This window comes from Kitasatospora sp. NPDC048722 (assembly GCF_040650235.1).
In the GTDB taxonomy this organism is placed as follows: Bacteria; Actinomycetota; Actinomycetes; order Streptomycetales; family Streptomycetaceae; genus Kitasatospora.
The window spans coordinates 129,924-146,167 of sequence record NZ_JBEZGX010000007.1; the positions used below are offsets into that span (position 1 = coordinate 129,924).

At 69.6% G+C, this 16,244-nt stretch carries 13 protein-coding genes; 12 read left to right on the forward strand and 1 reads right to left on the reverse strand.

Annotated features, from left to right (window positions below; all coding sequences use genetic code 11):
* Positions 1 to 12: 12 nt before the first annotated feature.
* Positions 13 to 1,050, reverse strand: coding sequence for an Inducer of phenazine A (locus AB0C76_RS08255; protein ID WP_359961513.1), 1,038 nt, complete (start codon positions 1,048 to 1,050; stop codon positions 13 to 15).
* A gap of 211 nt (positions 1,051 to 1,261) precedes the next feature.
* On the opposite strand from AB0C76_RS08255, the gene AB0C76_RS08260 reads away from it, so the two are divergent.
* The 12 genes from AB0C76_RS08260 (at position 1,262) to AB0C76_RS08315 (ending at position 16,241) form a co-directional block, all read left to right on the forward strand.
* Positions 1,262 to 1,756 carry a GNAT family N-acetyltransferase gene (locus tag AB0C76_RS08260; RefSeq protein WP_359961516.1) on the forward strand — a complete coding sequence of 165 codons (495 nt, stop codon included), beginning with the start codon at positions 1,262 to 1,264 and terminating at the stop codon, positions 1,754 to 1,756.
* A 376-nt stretch (positions 1,757 to 2,132) separates the two neighbouring features.
* Positions 2,133 to 3,098 carry a fatty acid desaturase gene (locus tag AB0C76_RS08265; RefSeq protein ID WP_359961519.1) on the forward strand — a complete coding sequence of 322 codons (966 nt, stop codon included), beginning with the start codon at positions 2,133 to 2,135 and terminating at the stop codon, positions 3,096 to 3,098.
* 31 nt (positions 3,099 to 3,129) lie between these two features.
* Positions 3,130 to 4,881, forward strand: a complete 1,752-nt coding sequence (locus AB0C76_RS08270) for a SidA/IucD/PvdA family monooxygenase (protein ID WP_359961522.1) — start codon at positions 3,130 to 3,132, stop codon at positions 4,879 to 4,881.
* Positions 4,878 to 5,084: an MbtH family NRPS accessory protein gene (locus AB0C76_RS08275; protein WP_359961524.1), complete on the forward strand. Its 207-nt coding sequence runs from the start codon at positions 4,878 to 4,880 to the stop codon at positions 5,082 to 5,084. Before AB0C76_RS08270 ends, AB0C76_RS08275 begins: the two co-directional genes overlap by 4 nt.
* Complete coding sequence (locus AB0C76_RS08280; protein ID WP_359961527.1) at positions 5,081 to 6,757, forward strand: carbamoyltransferase N-terminal domain-containing protein; 1,677 nt, start codon at positions 5,081 to 5,083, stop codon at positions 6,755 to 6,757. Before AB0C76_RS08275 ends, AB0C76_RS08280 begins: the two co-directional genes overlap by 4 nt.
* Positions 6,750 to 7,832 (forward strand): amidinotransferase, encoded by a 1,083-nt coding sequence (locus AB0C76_RS08285; RefSeq protein WP_359961530.1) that lies wholly within the window; start codon positions 6,750 to 6,752, stop codon positions 7,830 to 7,832. The genes AB0C76_RS08280 and AB0C76_RS08285 overlap by 8 nt, the downstream gene beginning before the upstream one ends.
* Positions 7,833 to 7,919: 87 nt before the next feature.
* Positions 7,920 to 9,725, forward strand: a complete 1,806-nt coding sequence (locus AB0C76_RS08290) for an ABC transporter ATP-binding protein (RefSeq protein WP_359961533.1) — start codon at positions 7,920 to 7,922, stop codon at positions 9,723 to 9,725.
* Positions 9,722 to 11,518: an ABC transporter ATP-binding protein gene (locus AB0C76_RS08295; RefSeq protein WP_359961536.1), complete on the forward strand. Its 1,797-nt coding sequence runs from the start codon at positions 9,722 to 9,724 to the stop codon at positions 11,516 to 11,518. The genes AB0C76_RS08290 and AB0C76_RS08295 overlap by 4 nt, the downstream gene beginning before the upstream one ends.
* A gap of 254 nt (positions 11,519 to 11,772) precedes the next feature.
* Complete coding sequence (locus tag AB0C76_RS08300) at positions 11,773 to 12,651, forward strand: chlorinating enzyme (protein WP_359961538.1); 879 nt, start codon at positions 11,773 to 11,775, stop codon at positions 12,649 to 12,651.
* Positions 12,651 to 12,932, forward strand: coding sequence for a hypothetical protein (locus AB0C76_RS08305; RefSeq protein ID WP_359961539.1), 282 nt, complete (start codon positions 12,651 to 12,653; stop codon positions 12,930 to 12,932). Before AB0C76_RS08300 ends, AB0C76_RS08305 begins: the two co-directional genes overlap by 1 nt.
* Positions 12,933 to 12,993: 61 nt before the next feature.
* Entirely contained in the window at positions 12,994 to 13,926 is a 933-nt protein-coding gene (locus tag AB0C76_RS08310) for a hypothetical protein (protein WP_359961542.1), read from the forward strand.
* On the forward strand, positions 13,923 to 16,241 hold the full coding sequence (locus tag AB0C76_RS08315; protein ID WP_359961545.1) for an amino acid adenylation domain-containing protein: 2,319 nt from the start codon (positions 13,923 to 13,925) through the stop codon (positions 16,239 to 16,241). The genes AB0C76_RS08310 and AB0C76_RS08315 overlap by 4 nt, the downstream gene beginning before the upstream one ends.
* The last annotated feature ends 3 nt before the right edge of the window (positions 16,242 to 16,244 follow it).

Below are 16,244 nucleotides of genomic sequence, written 5' to 3' on the forward strand. Positions count from 1 at the left end.
GGCGTCCGGACGTCACGTCAGTTCGAGGTCCTCGGCGAGCACCTGCGCGACGACGTCATTGCCCTGGTCGGTGTAGTGGCCGCGGTCGACAAAGAGCCAGTCCGACGGCTTCACCACCGCGGAGAGCCGGGAGAGCGTGTCGACGAACGGGATGCCCTTGCGCGCGCATGCCTCGCCGAGGGCCTCGGCATAGGCGGCGCCCGTCGCGATGCTGCCGACGTCGCCGTAGCGCTCTTCCCAGGTCCCGTAGTCGGAGGCATTGTCGAACTCGTCGAAGAGCAGCTTCTCCTGCGGCGCCGGCGTTTCCCGCAGCCAGGTCGCGAGCGGCTGGAGGGCGAAGCTCACCCGGGCGCCGGTCGCGGCGGCCATCACGAGCCAGCTGTCGAGGTTCCGCAGCGTGACGTCGACAGCGGACTGGATCATGCCGGCCGTCGTCGGGCGTGCTGCCGACGGCGTGACCGACTGCGCCGGTGGCCTCGGGCCGGTCCGCCACCGCTTGGTCCTGGCCGGCTCGGCGTACCGTGCTCGCAACTCCTGCATCTTCTCGAAGTACTCGTTGCAGAAGAAGAACGGCTCCTGGCCGCCGACGTCCACCCCTGTCAGCTGTCCCATGACCAGCGTGTTGAAGCCGCTGAGGATGACTATCTCGTCGATCGGCGGCAGCAGGTGCCGGTGGAGCATGAACAGCATCAACTCCTGGGTGGAGTTGAGGTACGGGGCGCCGAAGGTGAACCACGGCCGGCTCGGCGCGTGTTTCGACCAGAGCCGGGAGGCGATCGTGGCCGCGTCGCTCGTGGCGCCGTAACCCAGCGACACCGAACCACCCACGAGCAGCCGGACCGGCCCGTCGAGCCGGTCGCCGCCGACGGACCCCGGCCCGCTCGGACCGTGCGAGATCCGGAATCCGAGCCGGTCGGTGTTGATGGCCGCCGACCGGAAGTTCGGCCTGTTGAAGTACATCAGATAGGGGAGGTACCTCATCTCCCCGCGATCGAGGAAGTCGAGATAGTCGGCGAGCTGGGGCGTCAACAGCTCGGTTTGCCGCACCATTAAGACGACCTCCATCTGCCAGCAGGTGGCCCCTCCGGCCGGAATCCCTTCGAAGCAACCTAACGTCGCGTCGGCCAGACGGCGTGTCCCGTAAAAGGGCTGCGGGCCGCCGGCCGGTTTCCGGAGCTCCCGAAGTCACCCGTCCGGCGTGCTAGCCTCGGCTCGGCTCTGACGTGGAACGACCCGTCGTTCCGTCCGACACGGAGATGTGATGACTGACGACGTGGCCAGGGACATCTCGTTGCGACCCCTGACCGAAGATGACGTTCCGACGCTCTTCGACATCCAACTCGACGAGGAAGCCCAGCTGTTGGCGGCCTTCACCGACGCCGAAACCGCCCGCGACGCCGACGCCTTCCGGCAGAAGTATCGGAAGATCCTGGCCGACGACGCGATCGTCAACCGGGTCGTCGAGATCCACGGTGAGGTCGTCGGCAGCGTGGCCACCTTCCCGATCGAGGGCGACACGGAACTCACCTACTGGATCCGCAAGGACTGGTGGGGCCGGGGTGTGGCCACGGCGGCCGTCGCGGCGCTGCTCGACGAGGTGACGGAACGGCCGATCCACGCCCGGGTCGTGGAGGACAACGCCGGCTCCGTCCGGGTGCTGGAGCGCAACGGTTTCGTGCGCGTCGGCAGTGAGGACTCGTTCGCCCCCGGCCGTCAGGCCACCGTCACCGAGCTGATCTTCAAACTGGGCGACTGACGACGGACCCGGTGCGCATCCGCGCAGACCGGGCCAGGACAACGACATCCGTGCGCCGCATGGTCCGAGGACCATGCGGCGCACGGCTTTTCGTGTGCAGTTCTCGCTTCCAAGTGCCGATTGTGAACAGTTGGACGCCGGACGCGGCCTCATGCCCTCTCGACCTCGGGCGAGGTCGAGGCGCCCGCGGTGGCGCGAGTGGTGAACGCCCGGTCGACGGCATCGTTGACAGTTCCGGCCATGGTTAGCGTCGTCACCGTATCCCGGGCTCTGTGGCCCATGGCCCGATTCCCGGTGCTTGCGAATTCGCGCAGGGAATCGCACTTCGGTGAATCGCCGGGCAGGTCCACCACGCGTACGGAAAGGTACTGGTGCAATGGTCGACGCCAAACCACAGCAGTTCTGGCGAAACAGTCCGGCCGACGCCATCCTGCTCGCCATCACTGTGACCCAGTTCGCCGGGACCATCGCGCTCGCGGCTCTGACGCCGGACGGGTTGTGGCCCAGGCTCGGCTCCGCCGCCCTGGTCACGGCCATGATGACGTACTCGATCATCGTGGTCACCCACCTGTTCGTCCATCAGCCCTGGTTCACCGACAGCCGCCTGAACGCCGCTCTGTCGTTGGTGAGTTCGGCGAACATCGCGCAGTCGGTGCAGGGCTACTACCTGACCCACGTGCGCAACCACCACCGCTACAACAACGACCGCAAGCGTGACGGGACCACCGCCGACATCACCTCCACCTACCGGCACGGCCGCGACGACGGGCACGCCCCGCTGTGGCGGTACCTGGTCGGCGGCCTGGCCTCCTCCGCTCTGGAGTGGGTAGCCACCTGGGCGATGCTGCGCCGGGGGTGCGCGGTCGGCCCGCAGGAGGCCACGCTGCAGGGGCTGGCCTCCCGGAACCCGACCCGCCGGGCCGCCGAACTCAGCCAGATCAGGTACGACCGGCTCGCGTACCTCGCGTTCACGGTGCTGCTGGCCGTTCTGTCCTGGCAGTGGACCCTGCTGTGTTACCTGCCCTCGGTGGCGCTCGCGTTCACCCTGGTCAACGTCCAGAACTACTACCGGCACTTCGGCGCGGAGCCGGAGAGCCGGTACGCGAACTCGGTGAGCCATTACGGCCGGCTGTACAACCTGCTGACCTTCAACGACGGCTACCACCAGGAGCACCACCTTCGCCCCGCGACGCACTGGAGCCGGCTGCCCGTGGTCGCCGAGCAGTACCAGGAGCAGTTCGAGGAAGCCGGTCGCGTGGTCTCCCCGGTGCCGGCCCTGGTCGGCTTCCTGGACACGGGCCGCGTCGGTCAGCGCCCGTCGGCGAAACCGTCCGTCGGATGAAGCCGCTCAGCCGTCGAGGAAGGAACAGTACGTGAAGGATCTCGGCACGCGGGACGACCCGTACGACGTGATCGGTCTGGGTTTCGGACCGTCGAACATCGCGCTGGCGATCGCCGCTCAGGAGATCGCCCCCGATCGCAGCTGCCTCTTCTTGGAGCGCTCGCCGGACGTCTGCTGGCACGAGGGCATGCTCATCGACGGGGCACGCATGCAGATCTCGTTCCTGAAGGATCTGGTGTCCCTGCGTAATCTCGCCAGCCCGTTCACCTTCCTGGCGTACCAGAAGGCCAAGGGACGGCTCGAGAAGTTCGTCAACCTCTCCGAGTTCCGGCCGACCCGGCTGGAGTTCCAGGACTACCTGCGGTGGGTCGGCAGTCAGTTCTCCGGCACGGTGCGGTACCGCTCCGCGGTCACCTCGGTGTCCCCGGTCCGCGGCGACGACGGCACGCTGTCGCTGCTGCGGGTGACGGCCACCGACACCGCCACCGGTGAGGTGGTCGAGTACCACGCCCGCAACGTGGTGCACGGGCTCGGCGGCCTGCCGAAGGTGCCCGCCGGGGTGACGACCGGCCCGTCCGTGGTGCACTCCAGCGCGTTCCTGTCCAAGTTCCCGGGCGCCTTCACCGACCACGACCGGGACTGGGAGTTCGCGGTCGCCGGGGACGGGCAGAGCGCCGGCGAGATCACCCACTACCTGCTGGACCGCTACCGCAACTCGCGGGTGCACCTGGTCCTGCCCGGGTACTCGCTGAGCGCCACCGACAACAATCCGTTCGCCAACGAGCAGTTCTTCGAGGCCAACGCCGACGCCTTCTACTTCCGCAGCGAGGAGAACCGGCGCGACTACGCCGCCCGCCTGCGCGACACCAACTACGCCGTCGTCGAGGCGGGTTTCCTCGACGACCTGTACCGCCTGGTCTACGCCGACGAGGTACGCGGCCGGACCCGGCTCGTGGTGCACGACGGCTGCCGGCTGACCTCGGCCGACTCCGACGGCACGGGAGTCCGGGTCGGCGTGTACAGCCGCTTCGGTGCCGGAGCCCACGAGTTGCGCACGGACGGACTGGTGCTGGCCACCGGTTACCGGCGGGACCTCGACACGGAGATGTACCGGGACGTCCTGCCCTACCTCGAGACCGACGACCACGGCCGGCCCGTGGTCTCCCAGGACCACCGGGCACGTTCTGCCGAGGAGTTGACCTGCGGACTGTACCTGCAGGGCCTTTCCGAGGCGACGCACGGGCTCGGCGAGACGCTGCTGTCGCTGCTGCCGTTCCGGTCCAAGCAGATCATCACGGCCATCGCGAAGGACGGCGGTTCGATGGCGCGGGCGTTCCCCGCCGCGCAGGACGACTTCGAGGCCCTGGTCGCGCAGATCCGGCGGTGTGATTCCGGCACCGTGATCAGCGCCGGACCTTCGGAGTTCCCGGTCGCGATCCGGCTGCCGCTGGCCCTGGACCGGAACCGGGGCCGGCGGGGAGTCCTGTTCGGAGTGCTGGACCGGACGGACGCGGTGCCGCTGACCGACGGCGGCAAGGTGCTGGCGGTGTTCGACCCGGCGTCGGCCGGCAAGCCGATGTCGGTCAACGTCCGCGGGCACGTCCGGCTGGTGAGCGACCGGGAGCGGATCGCCGGACACCTGGCCCGGTTGGACCCGGCGGAGTCGGCCGGTTCGCCGGACGCCAAGGTCGGAATCGAGATCGAGATCGAGATGCTGTCCGGCCGCGTCCACCCGTCCCGGGAACAGCGTGCCGTAGGAACCGAGAACGAGGGGCAGTCATGACCGACATCGATGAGACGTACGTGGTCGTGCACAACGACGAGGAGCAGTACTCGATCTGGCGGTCGGACCGACCGGTGCCGGCCGGGTGGACCCCGGTCGGCGAGCCCGCGCCCCGGGAGGACTGCCTGGCCCGGATCGGCGAGCTGTGGACCGACATGCGGCCGGCCAGCCTGCGGGCGGCCATGGGCGGGTCCCAGCGGTGATCGTCTGCGGCATCAAGGTCTCCCACGACGGCGCGGTGGCCGTGCTCGACGGGCAGCGTCTGGTCTTCAGTGCCGAGATGGAGAAGCTCGGCAACGGCCGGCGCTACAGCGCGCTCGGCGACCTCGACCGGATCTCCGCCGTCCTGGCCGATCACGGGTTCGACGTCGCCGACGTGGACCGCTTCGTGATCGACGGATGGTGGTCGGAGGGCGACGGACCGACGCTCATCGACACCCTGTCCGGTGGAAAGCCGGTCAGCGTCGCCACCGCGCCGTACGCCGCCGACCCGTTCGTCCCCGTCCTGCCGGCGCGGTACACGTTCGACGGCATCCCCGGCAGCCCACTGGCCGGGGGCTACAGCAGCTACCCGCACGTGAGCCACCACCTGTACGCCAGCTACAGCACCGGTCCGTTCGCCGGCCAGACCTCGCTGGGCCTGGTCTGGGACGGCGGCACGCTGCCCCGGCTGTACCTCGTGCGTCCCGGCCGACCCGTGACCGGCGAGTACCTGGGTCCGCTGTTCGGTCTGGTCGGCGACATGTTCACGTACTTCTGCCTCGCGCTGGAACCGTTCCACCGGTCGCTGGACGGGCTCACGGAGGTCCAGATCGTCGAGCACCACCTCGGCACGGCGGGCAAGGCGATGGCGTACGCCGGCCTGGGCGCCGTGGACGACGACGTGCTGGCGGTGCTCGACAAACTCGTCGCCGAGCTGGGCGCCGACCTGATGGGCCCGGAGGTCGGCACGATGCTGGCCGCCCGCTGCACCGGGCTCTTCCCGTCGCATTCGAGCGCCGACCTCATCGCCTCCTGCCAGGAGTTCATCGGCCGGACGCTGGTCGGCGCGCTCACCGACGCGGTGGCCCGGCTCGAACTGCCCGCACTGCTGCCGATCTGCCTCGCCGGCGGATGTGCGCTCAACATCAAGTGGAACAGCATGATCCGCTCCAGTGGGCTGTTCGCCGGTGTCTGGGTGCCGCCGTTCACCAACGACTCGGGTGCCGCCATCGGCACCGCCCTCTGCGAGGTGCTCAGCCACGGGGGCGGGCCGGAGCTGGAGTGGAGCGTCTACTCGGGGCCGGCCGTCACGCCCAGTCGGCCAGCGCCCGGCTGGTCGGCCCGGCCGTGCGACGAGGCGCAGTTGGCCGCACTACTGCACACCACGGGTGCGCCGGTGACGGTGGTCGACGGGCGGGCCGAACTCGGCCCGCGGGCGCTCGGCAACCGCAGCATCATCGCCGCCCCGGTGGCGCCGGCCATGAAGGACGAGCTGAACCGGATCAAGCACCGGGAGCCGTACCGGCCGGTCGCGCCGATCTGCCTGGAGTCGGCGGCGTCGGCGGTCTTCGACCCCGGGGGCGCCGACCCGTACATGCTCTTCGACCACCGGCTGCGGACCGGCTGGGCGGAGCGGGTGCCGGCCGTGCTGCACCTGGACGGGACGGCCCGGCTGCAGACCATCCGGCCGGACACACCGCACACCAGGGTCGGCCGGGTGCTCGAGGAGTACCACCGGATCAGCGGGATCCCCCTGTTGTGCAACACGAGCGCCAACCTGTCGGGACACGGGTTCTTCCCCGACGTGGCCACCGCCACCGCCTGGGGCGGCACACCGTACGTGTGGTCCGGCGGAACCCTGTACACCGACGAACGAAGGACGAACAGTGTCTGAGTCAGAGGAGACGACCGGGTCGCCGGTCCGCGCCTACAACGAGTGGGACCCGCTGGAGGAGGTCATCGTCGGCACCGTCGACGGTGCGCACTTCCCGCCGTACGACACCGTGACGGCCGCGCCGCTCTCGCCGGAACAGCGCGCGGTGTTCAGGGAGAACGCCGGCAAGCCGTTCCCGGCCGACCAGATCGCCGCGGCCCGCGACGAGCTCGACCAGCTCGTCGACATCCTCAAGAACCACGGCGTGCAGGTGCGCCGACCGGATTCGCGCGACCACGGCCAGTCGTACGGCGCGCCGGGCTGGACCAGCACCGGCCTCTACGACGCGATGCCGCGCGACCTGCTGCTGGTGATCGGTGAGCAGATCATCGAGGCGCCGATGGCCTGGCGGTCGCGCTACTTCGCCAGTTCCGCCTACCGGCCACTGCTCAAGGAGTACTTCCGTGCGGGCGCCCGGTGGTCCGCCGGCCCGCGCCCGGAGCTCAGCGAGGAGCTGTACGTCGAGGGCTGGACCGACCAGCCGGAGGGCGAGCCGTTCCGGTCGGTGATCACCGAGTTCGAACCGACCTTCGACGCGGCCGACTTCATCCGGTGCGGCCGGGACATCTTCGCGCAGCGCAGCCACGTCACCAACATGATGGGCATCGAGTGGGTGCGCCGGGAGATCGGCGACGAGTACCAGGTGCACGTGGTCGAGCTGGCGGACGACCATCCGATGCACATCGACGCGAGCCTGATGCCGATCGCACCCGGCAAGCTGCTCATCCATCCCGACCGGGTGGTCGAGGTGCCGCGCCAGTTCAAGGACTGGGAGGTCCGCCGGGCACCGGCGCCGGTCATCCCGGACGGCCACCCGCTGTACATGACCAGCAAGTGGATCAACATGAACATCCTGATGCTGGACGAGACCCACATGGTGGTCGAGGCCGAGGACCGGCCGATGCAGGAACTCGCCGAGAACTGGGGCATCACGCCGATTCCCTGTCCGTTCCGGAACTTCAACACCTTCGGCGGCTCCTTCCACTGCGCCACCACGGACGTGCGCCGACGCGGTGAGCTGCAGTCCTACTTCTAAGTCCGGGACATCGTCTCGACGCCGGTCGGCGCGTCCGTGCTTCGCCGACCGGTTCGACCAACGAAGGCGAAGGGCCGGGAAGGCGAGATGACAGATCAGAGGACGGCCGGGCGGTTCAAACAGGTCCGGCGATCACGGGCGTTGCTGCTCGCCGCCTTCCGCGCCCACCCGGGCCCGATCGCCTGGGGACTCGTCGGCTCGCTGCTGTACGGCACGAGCCTGGTCGCCTGGTCGGTGGCGCTCGGCGCGTTGTGCAACGACGTGGTGATCCCGCGGTTCGACAACGGCCACGTCGCCACCGGCACGATCCTCGCCGTGCTGGTGGCGGTGGCCGCCGTCGGCGTGCTGCAGGGTTCCGCGGGACTGATCCGGCGTTGGACCCTCGTCGTGACCAGGGCGCGCTTCGACGCCACCCTGCGGGACGCCGTCGTCCGGCGGTACCACCAGCTGCCGATGACGTACCACCAGGCCCACTCGACCGGCCAGAAGCTGGCGCACGTCACGACGGACGCGGAAGCGGCGGCGGAGCTGCCCGCTCGGCTGCCGGACGTGCTCGGCATGTTGGTGCTGTTCGTGGTCACCGTCGGGTGGGTGCTGGCCGTCGACCCGGTGCTGGCCCTGGTCGGCGGCATGATGATCCCGGCGCTGCTGCTGGTCAACTCGGTCTACCAGAAACAGGTCGAGGTGCCCGCCGAGGCGGTCCAGGAGCGGCTGGGGCGGGTGACCGAGGTCGCCCACGAGAGCTTCGACGGCGCGGCCCTGGTGAAGATGCTCGGCCGGGACCGCGTCGAGCGCGACCGCTTCGCCGCCGAGGCGGCCGGTCTGCGCGACGCGAAGATCAAACTGGCCGTCCGTGAGTGGATGCTGGACTCGCTGGTCGAGTCGATCCCGACGGTCACCTCGCTGGTCATCGTCATCGTCGGCGCGTTCCGGGTGAACAGCGGAGCGATCACGGTCGGCGCCCTGGTCAGCTTCGTCAACGTGTTCGCCATGTTGGTGGTCCCGGTGCGCACCATCGGCAACGTGCTCGGCGACGTGCCGCGCATGCTGGCCGGGTACGCCCGGGTCCAGGCGGTGCTCGACGAGCCGCTGCCGCCGGCCACGGCGGATCCGCAGCCGCTGCCGGACGGCCCGCTCGACGTACGCGTCCAGGACCTTTCCTTCACCTACCCGGGCGGCGCGGCAGCGCTGTCCGGAGTGAGCTTCCACGTGCCGTCCGGCGCCACCGTCGCGATCACCGGCGGTACCGGGTCGGGCAAGTCCACGCTGCTGCTGGCACTGACGGGCCTGGTGCCGCCGGCCGGCGGCACCGTGCTGCTGAACGGGGCCGACCTGAGCCGGATCAGCCCGGCCGACCGGGTGGCGGCCATCGCAGCCGCCTTCCAGGAGCCGTTCCTGTTCGCCGGCTCGCTCGCCGGGAACGTGCTGCTCGACTTCGACGCCCCCGTCTCCGCCTCCGCCTCCGCCGCGGCCGATCCGCGGCTGGACGAGGCGCTCCGCCTGGCCCGGGCGACCGCGCTGGTGGACGGCCAGCCGAACGGGGCGGACACGCCGGTCGGCGAGCGTGGAGTCACGCTCTCCGGTGGCGAACGGCAACGCATCGCGCTCGCACGGGCGTTGGCCCACCGGCCACGGCTGCTGCTGCTGGACGAGGCGACCTCCGCCGTCGACGCCACCACCCGACAGGAGATCATGAGCGGCATCGCGACCGGCCTGACCTCCACCACGACGATCGTCGTCACCACCAGCGCCGCGACGCTGGCTCTCGCCGACGCCGTCGTCTACCTCGAGCAGGGCCGGGTGGCCAGCGTCGGCTCACACGCCGACCTGTTGCGGATCGACGGCTACGACCGGCTGATCCGGGCCTACGAGCGAGAGCGGGTGCAGGCATGACCACGATCGACCCGGCCGACCCCGAGAGCGTCACGGGGTCGACGACCGCCGTGATCCGCCGCGGTCTGGCGGCCATCCCCTCGATTCGTCAGGGCCTGGCGCTGACGGTCGTCCTCGCCCTGCTCGGCGGGATCGGTCGGCTCGCCGTGCCGGTGCTGATTCAGCAGGTCATCGACCGCGGGCTCAGTACCGGTCATATCGACGGCGGCCGGCTTCTGAGGCTCGGCGCGGTGGCCGCGCTGGTGGTGGTGTTCACCGCGGTGGTCAACTGGGCCAGCCTGGTGCGTCTTGCGATCGCCAGCGAACGTGCGCTGTTCGACCTGCGGGTCCGCGCCTTCACCCATGTGCACCGGCTGAGTGTGGCGTACCACTCGGCCGAGGCCCGGGGGAAGCTGGTGTCCCGGGTGACCTCCGACGTCGAGACCCTCAGCATGTTCCTGCAGTGGGGCGGTATCGCCTGGCTGGTGAACGGCGCCATCATGCTGGCCGCCCTCGCCGGCATGGCCTACTACGACATCGTGCTGACGGTGATCACGGTCGTGCTGACCGTGCCGCTGCTGATGCTGGTCCGGGTGGTGGTCGGCCGCCTCGGCCCCGCGCACACCGCGGTCCGGGTCCGGGTCGCCGAGTTGCTGACGGTGATCTCGGAAACGGTCCAGGGTGCCGCCGTCATCCGCGCCTACGGCGTCGAGGAGCCGAGCCTGCGGCGGACCACGGCCGGCATCCACCGGTGGCGGGACTCGAAGATCCGGGCCGGGTACCTGGGCAGCGTGCTGATCTCCCTCGCCGACCTGTTCTCCGTGGTCGTCGTGGTCGGCGTCGTCGCGGTGGGACTGGCGATCGGCCCGTCGACCGGGCACAGCGCCGGCGAACTGGTCGCGTTCATCCTGCTGGTGACCCTGTTCATGGCGCCGATCACGGAGTTCACCCAGGTCATCGACTTCACCCAGAGCGCCGTCGCCGGGTGGCGTCGCGTGCTGGCCCTGCTCGACATCGCCGACGACATCGCCGAGCCGGCCGAAGGCCGGCAGCTGTCACCCGAACCGCCCGGTGTGGTCGTGGAGAACGTGGTCTTCGGCTACCCGGGTGCCGGCGTGACGCTGGACGACGTGTCGTTCGAGGTGCCCGCGGGCCGCCAGGTCGTGCTGGTCGGTGCCACCGGATCCGGCAAGACGACGCTGACCAAGCTGATCGCGCGGCTGGCCGACCCGGACCGGGGCCGCATCCTGATCGGCGGCGTGGACGTCCGCGAGATAGCGACCGAATCGCTGCGCTCCCGCCTGGTGGTCGTGCCGCAGGAGCCGTTCCTCTTCGACACCACCGTGGAGGAGAACGTCCGGTACGGTCGCCCGTCCGCCACCCGCGCCGAGATCGAGCACGCCTTCCGCGAGTTGGGTGCGGAGGCGTTCCTCGCCGGCCTGACGAACGGCCTCGACACCCCGGTGGGGCAGCGCGGTGAGAGTCTGTCCGCGGGGGAGCGGCAGTTGGTCGCCCTGGCCCGCGCGCACGTGGCCGACCCGGCCTGCCTGATCCTCGACGAGGCCACCTCGGCCGTGGACCCCGAGATCGAGCTGACGCTCATCGAGGCGCTGCGCCGGCTGACCGCAGGGCGCACCTCGGTGACCGTCGCGCACCGGCTGGCCGTCGCCGAGCTGGCCGACGAGGTGATGGTGCTCGAGGGCGGCCGGCTGGTGGAGCGTGGCCGGCACGGGGAACTGCTCGACGCGGGCGGCGTGTACGCCGGGCTCTACCGCAACTGGCGACAGGCCACCATCGACAGCGCCCCCGCCTGACGGCACGTTGGTGCGGCTGCAGGACGAGCGTCTGCCTGGCGACCGTGACCTGAACAGTCAAGGCCGACGGTGACGTCGGCGGCCGCCGCCGCAGACCCCCGTTCCGGTGACAAGACGCGTCGCTCCGGCCCGCATACGGTGGGTCCGATCGGCCCCGCATTCCTCCCTGCTCTCAGGTGGCTCACACCGGCAGGAATCGTTGGCGAAAGGAAAAGAAGGTGGCTGAAAGCACCAGCGGAACGGCAAACCAAGGCTTGACGGCCGAGCAGGTGAAGTTCTTCCAGGAGAACGGTTTCATCGGACCTTTCGACCTCTACGAGGAGGACGAAGCCAAGCTTCTCTGGAACCAGGCCATGATCGAGATGGTCACGTCCCAGAACAAGCCGCACGACTCGACCATCATCAACTACGACCGCCACCTGGACTGCGACACCCTGTCCCGGCACATCGCCCACCCCACGGTCGTGCACAAGCTGCGCAGCCTGATGGACCAGGACATCATCTGCTGGAAGACGAACATCTTCGAGAAGCAGCCGGGTGAGCAGGGAACCGGGTGGCACCAGGTCGAGGCGTTCACCGTCTTCGAGTCGGAGACGGTCGCCTACCCCTCGCTGCGCTACACCGAGGAGAGCACCGCGACCACGCAGGAACTGACCGTGTGGACGGCGTTCTCCGACGCGGACGAGGAGCACGGCTGCCTCCGGTTCATCCCGGGCAGCCACAAGCAGTGGTACTACGACGAGACCAAGCCGATGTCGCGGAACGTGGAGAGCAAGTCCCACGACTTCTTCGGGTACGACTACTCGGAGCTGCAGCTCGACAAGGACTGGGACCCGGACGCCGGCGAGATCGTCACCATGCCGATGAAGCCGGGGCAGTTCGTCATCTTCCTGGCCAAGTGCATCCACGGCTCACTGCCGAACGTCAGCGACTCCAAGCGGCTCGGGCTCGCCACCCGGTACGTGTCGCCGTCCGTCCGGGTCTACGAGCACATCGACAGCCTCAGCGGGTTCGGTGACGAGATCAGCCTCGACTACCACGGCAGCGTCCTGGTCTCCGGCGAGGACCGGTGGGGCCACAACCGCATCCACGCCGAGAACCTGAACGGCTTCCCGTTCCCGAAGGTCGGCTGATGAGCACCGACGAGTACCGCCGCAAGTTCGCCGACTTCCTCGCCACGCAGCCGATGACCAGCGACATCACGTACGAGCAGGTGGCTCGGGCGAAGACGCGCGACGAACTGGGAATCAGCTCGCTCAACATGGTCCTGGTCCTCGTGAACTACATCGACAAGTTCACGAACAACACCGTGACCATGCGCCCTGAATGGGTTTCCCTGCTGGGCGACGTCGACGGCATCCTCTCCGTGCTCCGCCAGATCGACGCGAGTTCGGTGGTACCGAATCGGGCCTGACGCCCGTGAAGCAGAGGCCGGCGCCGGCATTCCCCCATCCGCTCGGTAGATCGAAGGAACCATGATCTCGGATCTCGACAATGTCGGCATCGGCTCGTTCGCGTGCGCCTTCGGCGACCTGGAGAACAAGCCGGAGAACATACCCGATTTCGACGACCTCTGGCAGACCGTGTCGTTCGGCACGGACTTCACCGAAATGGGCTGCACCACCTACCGGAAGATGTCCGGGCCGGTGCAGGACTACGTCGTGGACGCCGTGCGCCGGACCCTGCGGGACTCCGGCGCCGGCGCCGCGGACATCGACCATCTCGTCATCGCGACCAGCGACCCGGCTCTCGCACTGTTGCCGTCCGACTTCGCGGAGCGGGTGCTGATCGCACTGGGGCTGGACGACTGTGTTCCGCACCTCATGTCCTACCAGCGGTGCTGCAGTTCGCTGACTGCTCTGCGGCACAGCCGGGACCTGTTCGCCGATCCGGACGTGACGCACGTGGTCATGGTCGCTCTGGACTTCGTGCCGGTCGACCGTGACAGGATCCTGCCCTACGCCGTGTTCGGTGATGCGGCGGTCAGCTGCATGCTGACCCGGAACGATCCCGGTCTGGTGCGGATGTCCGGCTCTGCCATCAAGGTGGACCCGGAAGGACTGCGCGGGCGCGACACGTTCGCCTCCCGCAAGACCGTCGCCGACCGTGCGCTGGCCGCCGTCCTGCGGGACGGCGGGCGGGAGCTCGGGCAGGTGACCAAGGTGTTCGCGGCCAACCTGCACAAGCCGCTGACGATGTTCAACGCGAGCGCCGTCGGCCTGTCGCCGGACCGGCTGCACTTCGCCGAGACTCTCTCCGCCTACGGGCACTGCGGCAACGCCGACTGGATGATCAATCTGGTCGACTATCACGATCGAGTCGGCATCCGCAGCGGGCAGACGTATCTGGCGCAGTCCCTGGCACCGGGGTTCTACGCCTGCGCGCTCCTGGAAGGGACCGCTTCGTGAACGGGCTGCTGTCCAGGACGGACTGCATCGGGCCGATCACCGTGTCGGCCGACGTGATGCGCACTCTGCACTCGCTCTCCACGGCGGCCGGGGTCGACGATTTCGTCGCCCTGTCGATCTGTGTCGGTGTGCTCGCCGAACGGTTGCCGCGCCCCGGCACGGACCTCCGCGTCCGGGTCACCCGGCAGGAACGCGACGCGGTCCTGCCGCGGCCCGATGCGCCGGACCCGGCGATGAGCTTCCGTGACGCGCTGCGGCAGGCCGCCCGGTCCGAGGCCGCCGCCACGGCGGAAACCGGCGACGACCGGGTCGCCGTGACGATCCTGGTCTCCCGGGACGGCCGGAACCTGTACGCCGAATCCATGACCGATTCGTCCGACGTCCCCTCCACGGAGGCGTGGGCACAGGCGTTCCTGCAGCTGCTCATCGGCATGACGGACGACCCGGACGCACCGATGCTCAGCCATCCGCTGGTCGGTCCGGAGGAAAGCGAGCGGATCCGGCACGGCCTCAACCCGCACCGGGATCCGGAGATCCGGTACCGCACGATGGCGGCGCCGTTCGAGGAGCAGGCCGAATGCACCCCGGACCTGGTCGCCCTGCAGGACGAGGACGGCACCACCGTCACCTACCGCGAGCTGAACGAGCGCGCGAACCGGCTGGCCCATCACCTGCGGGGGCTCGGCGCCCGCCCCGGCACCCGGATCGGGATCTGCCTGCAGCGCGGTATCCCCCAGGTCGTCGCGATCTACGCCGCGGTCAAGACCGGCGCCACCTACGTTCCCCTCGACGCCGACCTGCCGGACCAGCGCATCGCTCTGATCCTTGCGGACTCGGAGCCCGGGCTGGTGCTCACCGATCCGGTCTGCCGCGACCACCTGCCCGAGGGCCCGTGGGAGATCCATGACGTGGGCACCGGGCAGGCCGGGTCGGGCCGGCCGACGACGAATCTCGTCCTCGACGACGGCCCGGGGCTGGTGCACATCCTCTACACCTCGGGGACCACGGGCCGCCCCAAGGGTGTGGTCTCCCGGACGGCAGGCACCCTGGCCAACCTCTCCTGGATGCAGCGGCAGTACCCGTTCCGCGCCGCTGAGACGGCGCTGTTCAAGGCATCCCCGGGATTCGACATCTCGATCTGGGAGCTCTTCTGGCCGCTCTACCACGGCGCCCGTCTCGTGATCTGCCGGCCCGGCGGCGAGCGGGATCCCCGGCATCTGGCCCGGCTCGCCCGGGACCACGGCGTGTCGCAGATCTTCCTGGTGCCGACGATGATGACGGCCTTCCTGGAGGAGATGTCCCAGGCCGGTTCCGAGGCACTGAGGTGGGTGGTGTGCGGGGGCGAGCCGATGAGCCCGCGGATCCCCGAGGCGTTCGCCGCCGTGCTGCCCGGCAGCAGCCTGGTCAACGCCTTCGGCCCGACCGAGGCCGGGCCGGTCACCGACAACGTCGTTGATCCGGGCTCGACCGGCGGGTCCGTTCCGGTGGGCCGGCCCGCCGACAACTTCCGGCTGACCGTGCTGGACGCCAACCTCGATCTCGTGCCGATCGGCACGCCCGGTGAGGCGTACATCAGCGGTCAGGTCGGCCTGTCGGACGGGTACTGGCGGCAGCCCGCCCAGACCGCCGAACGATTCGTCGCGGACCCCTACGGGCCACCGGGATCACGGATGTACCGCACCGGTGACCTCTGCCGCTACCGCGCGGACGGCACACTGGAGCACCTCGGCCGGATCGACCGGCAGGTGAAGATCCGCGGGCTGCGGATCGAGCCGGGGGAGGTCGAGTCGGTGCTGGCCGCGCACCCCGCGGTCGGCGACTGCGCGGTGATCGCCCACGGGCAGCCGCTGCGCCTGCTCGCCTTCGTCGTGCCCGCCGGCCAGGGCTCCGTCACCGACCTGGACCCGGCGGCGGTCCTCGAGCACGCGGCCGGGCTCCTGCCCGCGCAGATGCGGCCGGACCGGGTGGTGCCGGTCGACTACCTCCCGGCGACGGTGAACGGCAAGATCGACCAGGGCGAGCTGATCAGGATCTGGCAGGAGCTGGCCGAGCGGGAACGTCCGGTCGAGCCGCCCGCGGACGAGCTGGAAGCGGCCCTGGTCCAGATCTACCAACGGGTCCTCGGCCGGTCCCCGATCAGCGTGTTGGACACGTTCCTCCAGGTCGGAGGCCACTCGATGCTCACCTTTCGGCTGCTCGACGAGTGCAAGGCAACCCTGCGGGCCGAACCCGACATGACCCAGCTGCTGCACGGCACGCTGCGCGACGTCGCCGCGACGATCCGCACGACGACAATCCCGTCACCTCGGGACTAGGAC

Coding starts and splice junctions, on each gene's coding strand:
- AB0C76_RS08255 (WP_359961513.1), bottom strand. CDS start 1,050: ATGGTGCGGCAAACCGAGCTGTTGACGCCCCAGCTCGCCGACTATCTC.
- AB0C76_RS08260 (WP_359961516.1), top strand. CDS start 1,262: ATGACTGACGACGTGGCCAGGGACATCTCGTTGCGACCCCTGACCGAA.
- AB0C76_RS08265 (WP_359961519.1), top strand. CDS start 2,133: ATGGTCGACGCCAAACCACAGCAGTTCTGGCGAAACAGTCCGGCCGAC.
- AB0C76_RS08275 (WP_359961524.1), top strand. CDS start 4,878: ATGACCGACATCGATGAGACGTACGTGGTCGTGCACAACGACGAGGAG.
- AB0C76_RS08290 (WP_359961533.1), top strand. CDS start 7,920: ATGACAGATCAGAGGACGGCCGGGCGGTTCAAACAGGTCCGGCGATCA.
- AB0C76_RS08295 (WP_359961536.1), top strand. CDS start 9,722: ATGACCACGATCGACCCGGCCGACCCCGAGAGCGTCACGGGGTCGACG.
- AB0C76_RS08305 (WP_359961539.1), top strand. CDS start 12,651: ATGAGCACCGACGAGTACCGCCGCAAGTTCGCCGACTTCCTCGCCACG.
- AB0C76_RS08310 (WP_359961542.1), top strand. CDS start 12,994: ATGATCTCGGATCTCGACAATGTCGGCATCGGCTCGTTCGCGTGCGCC.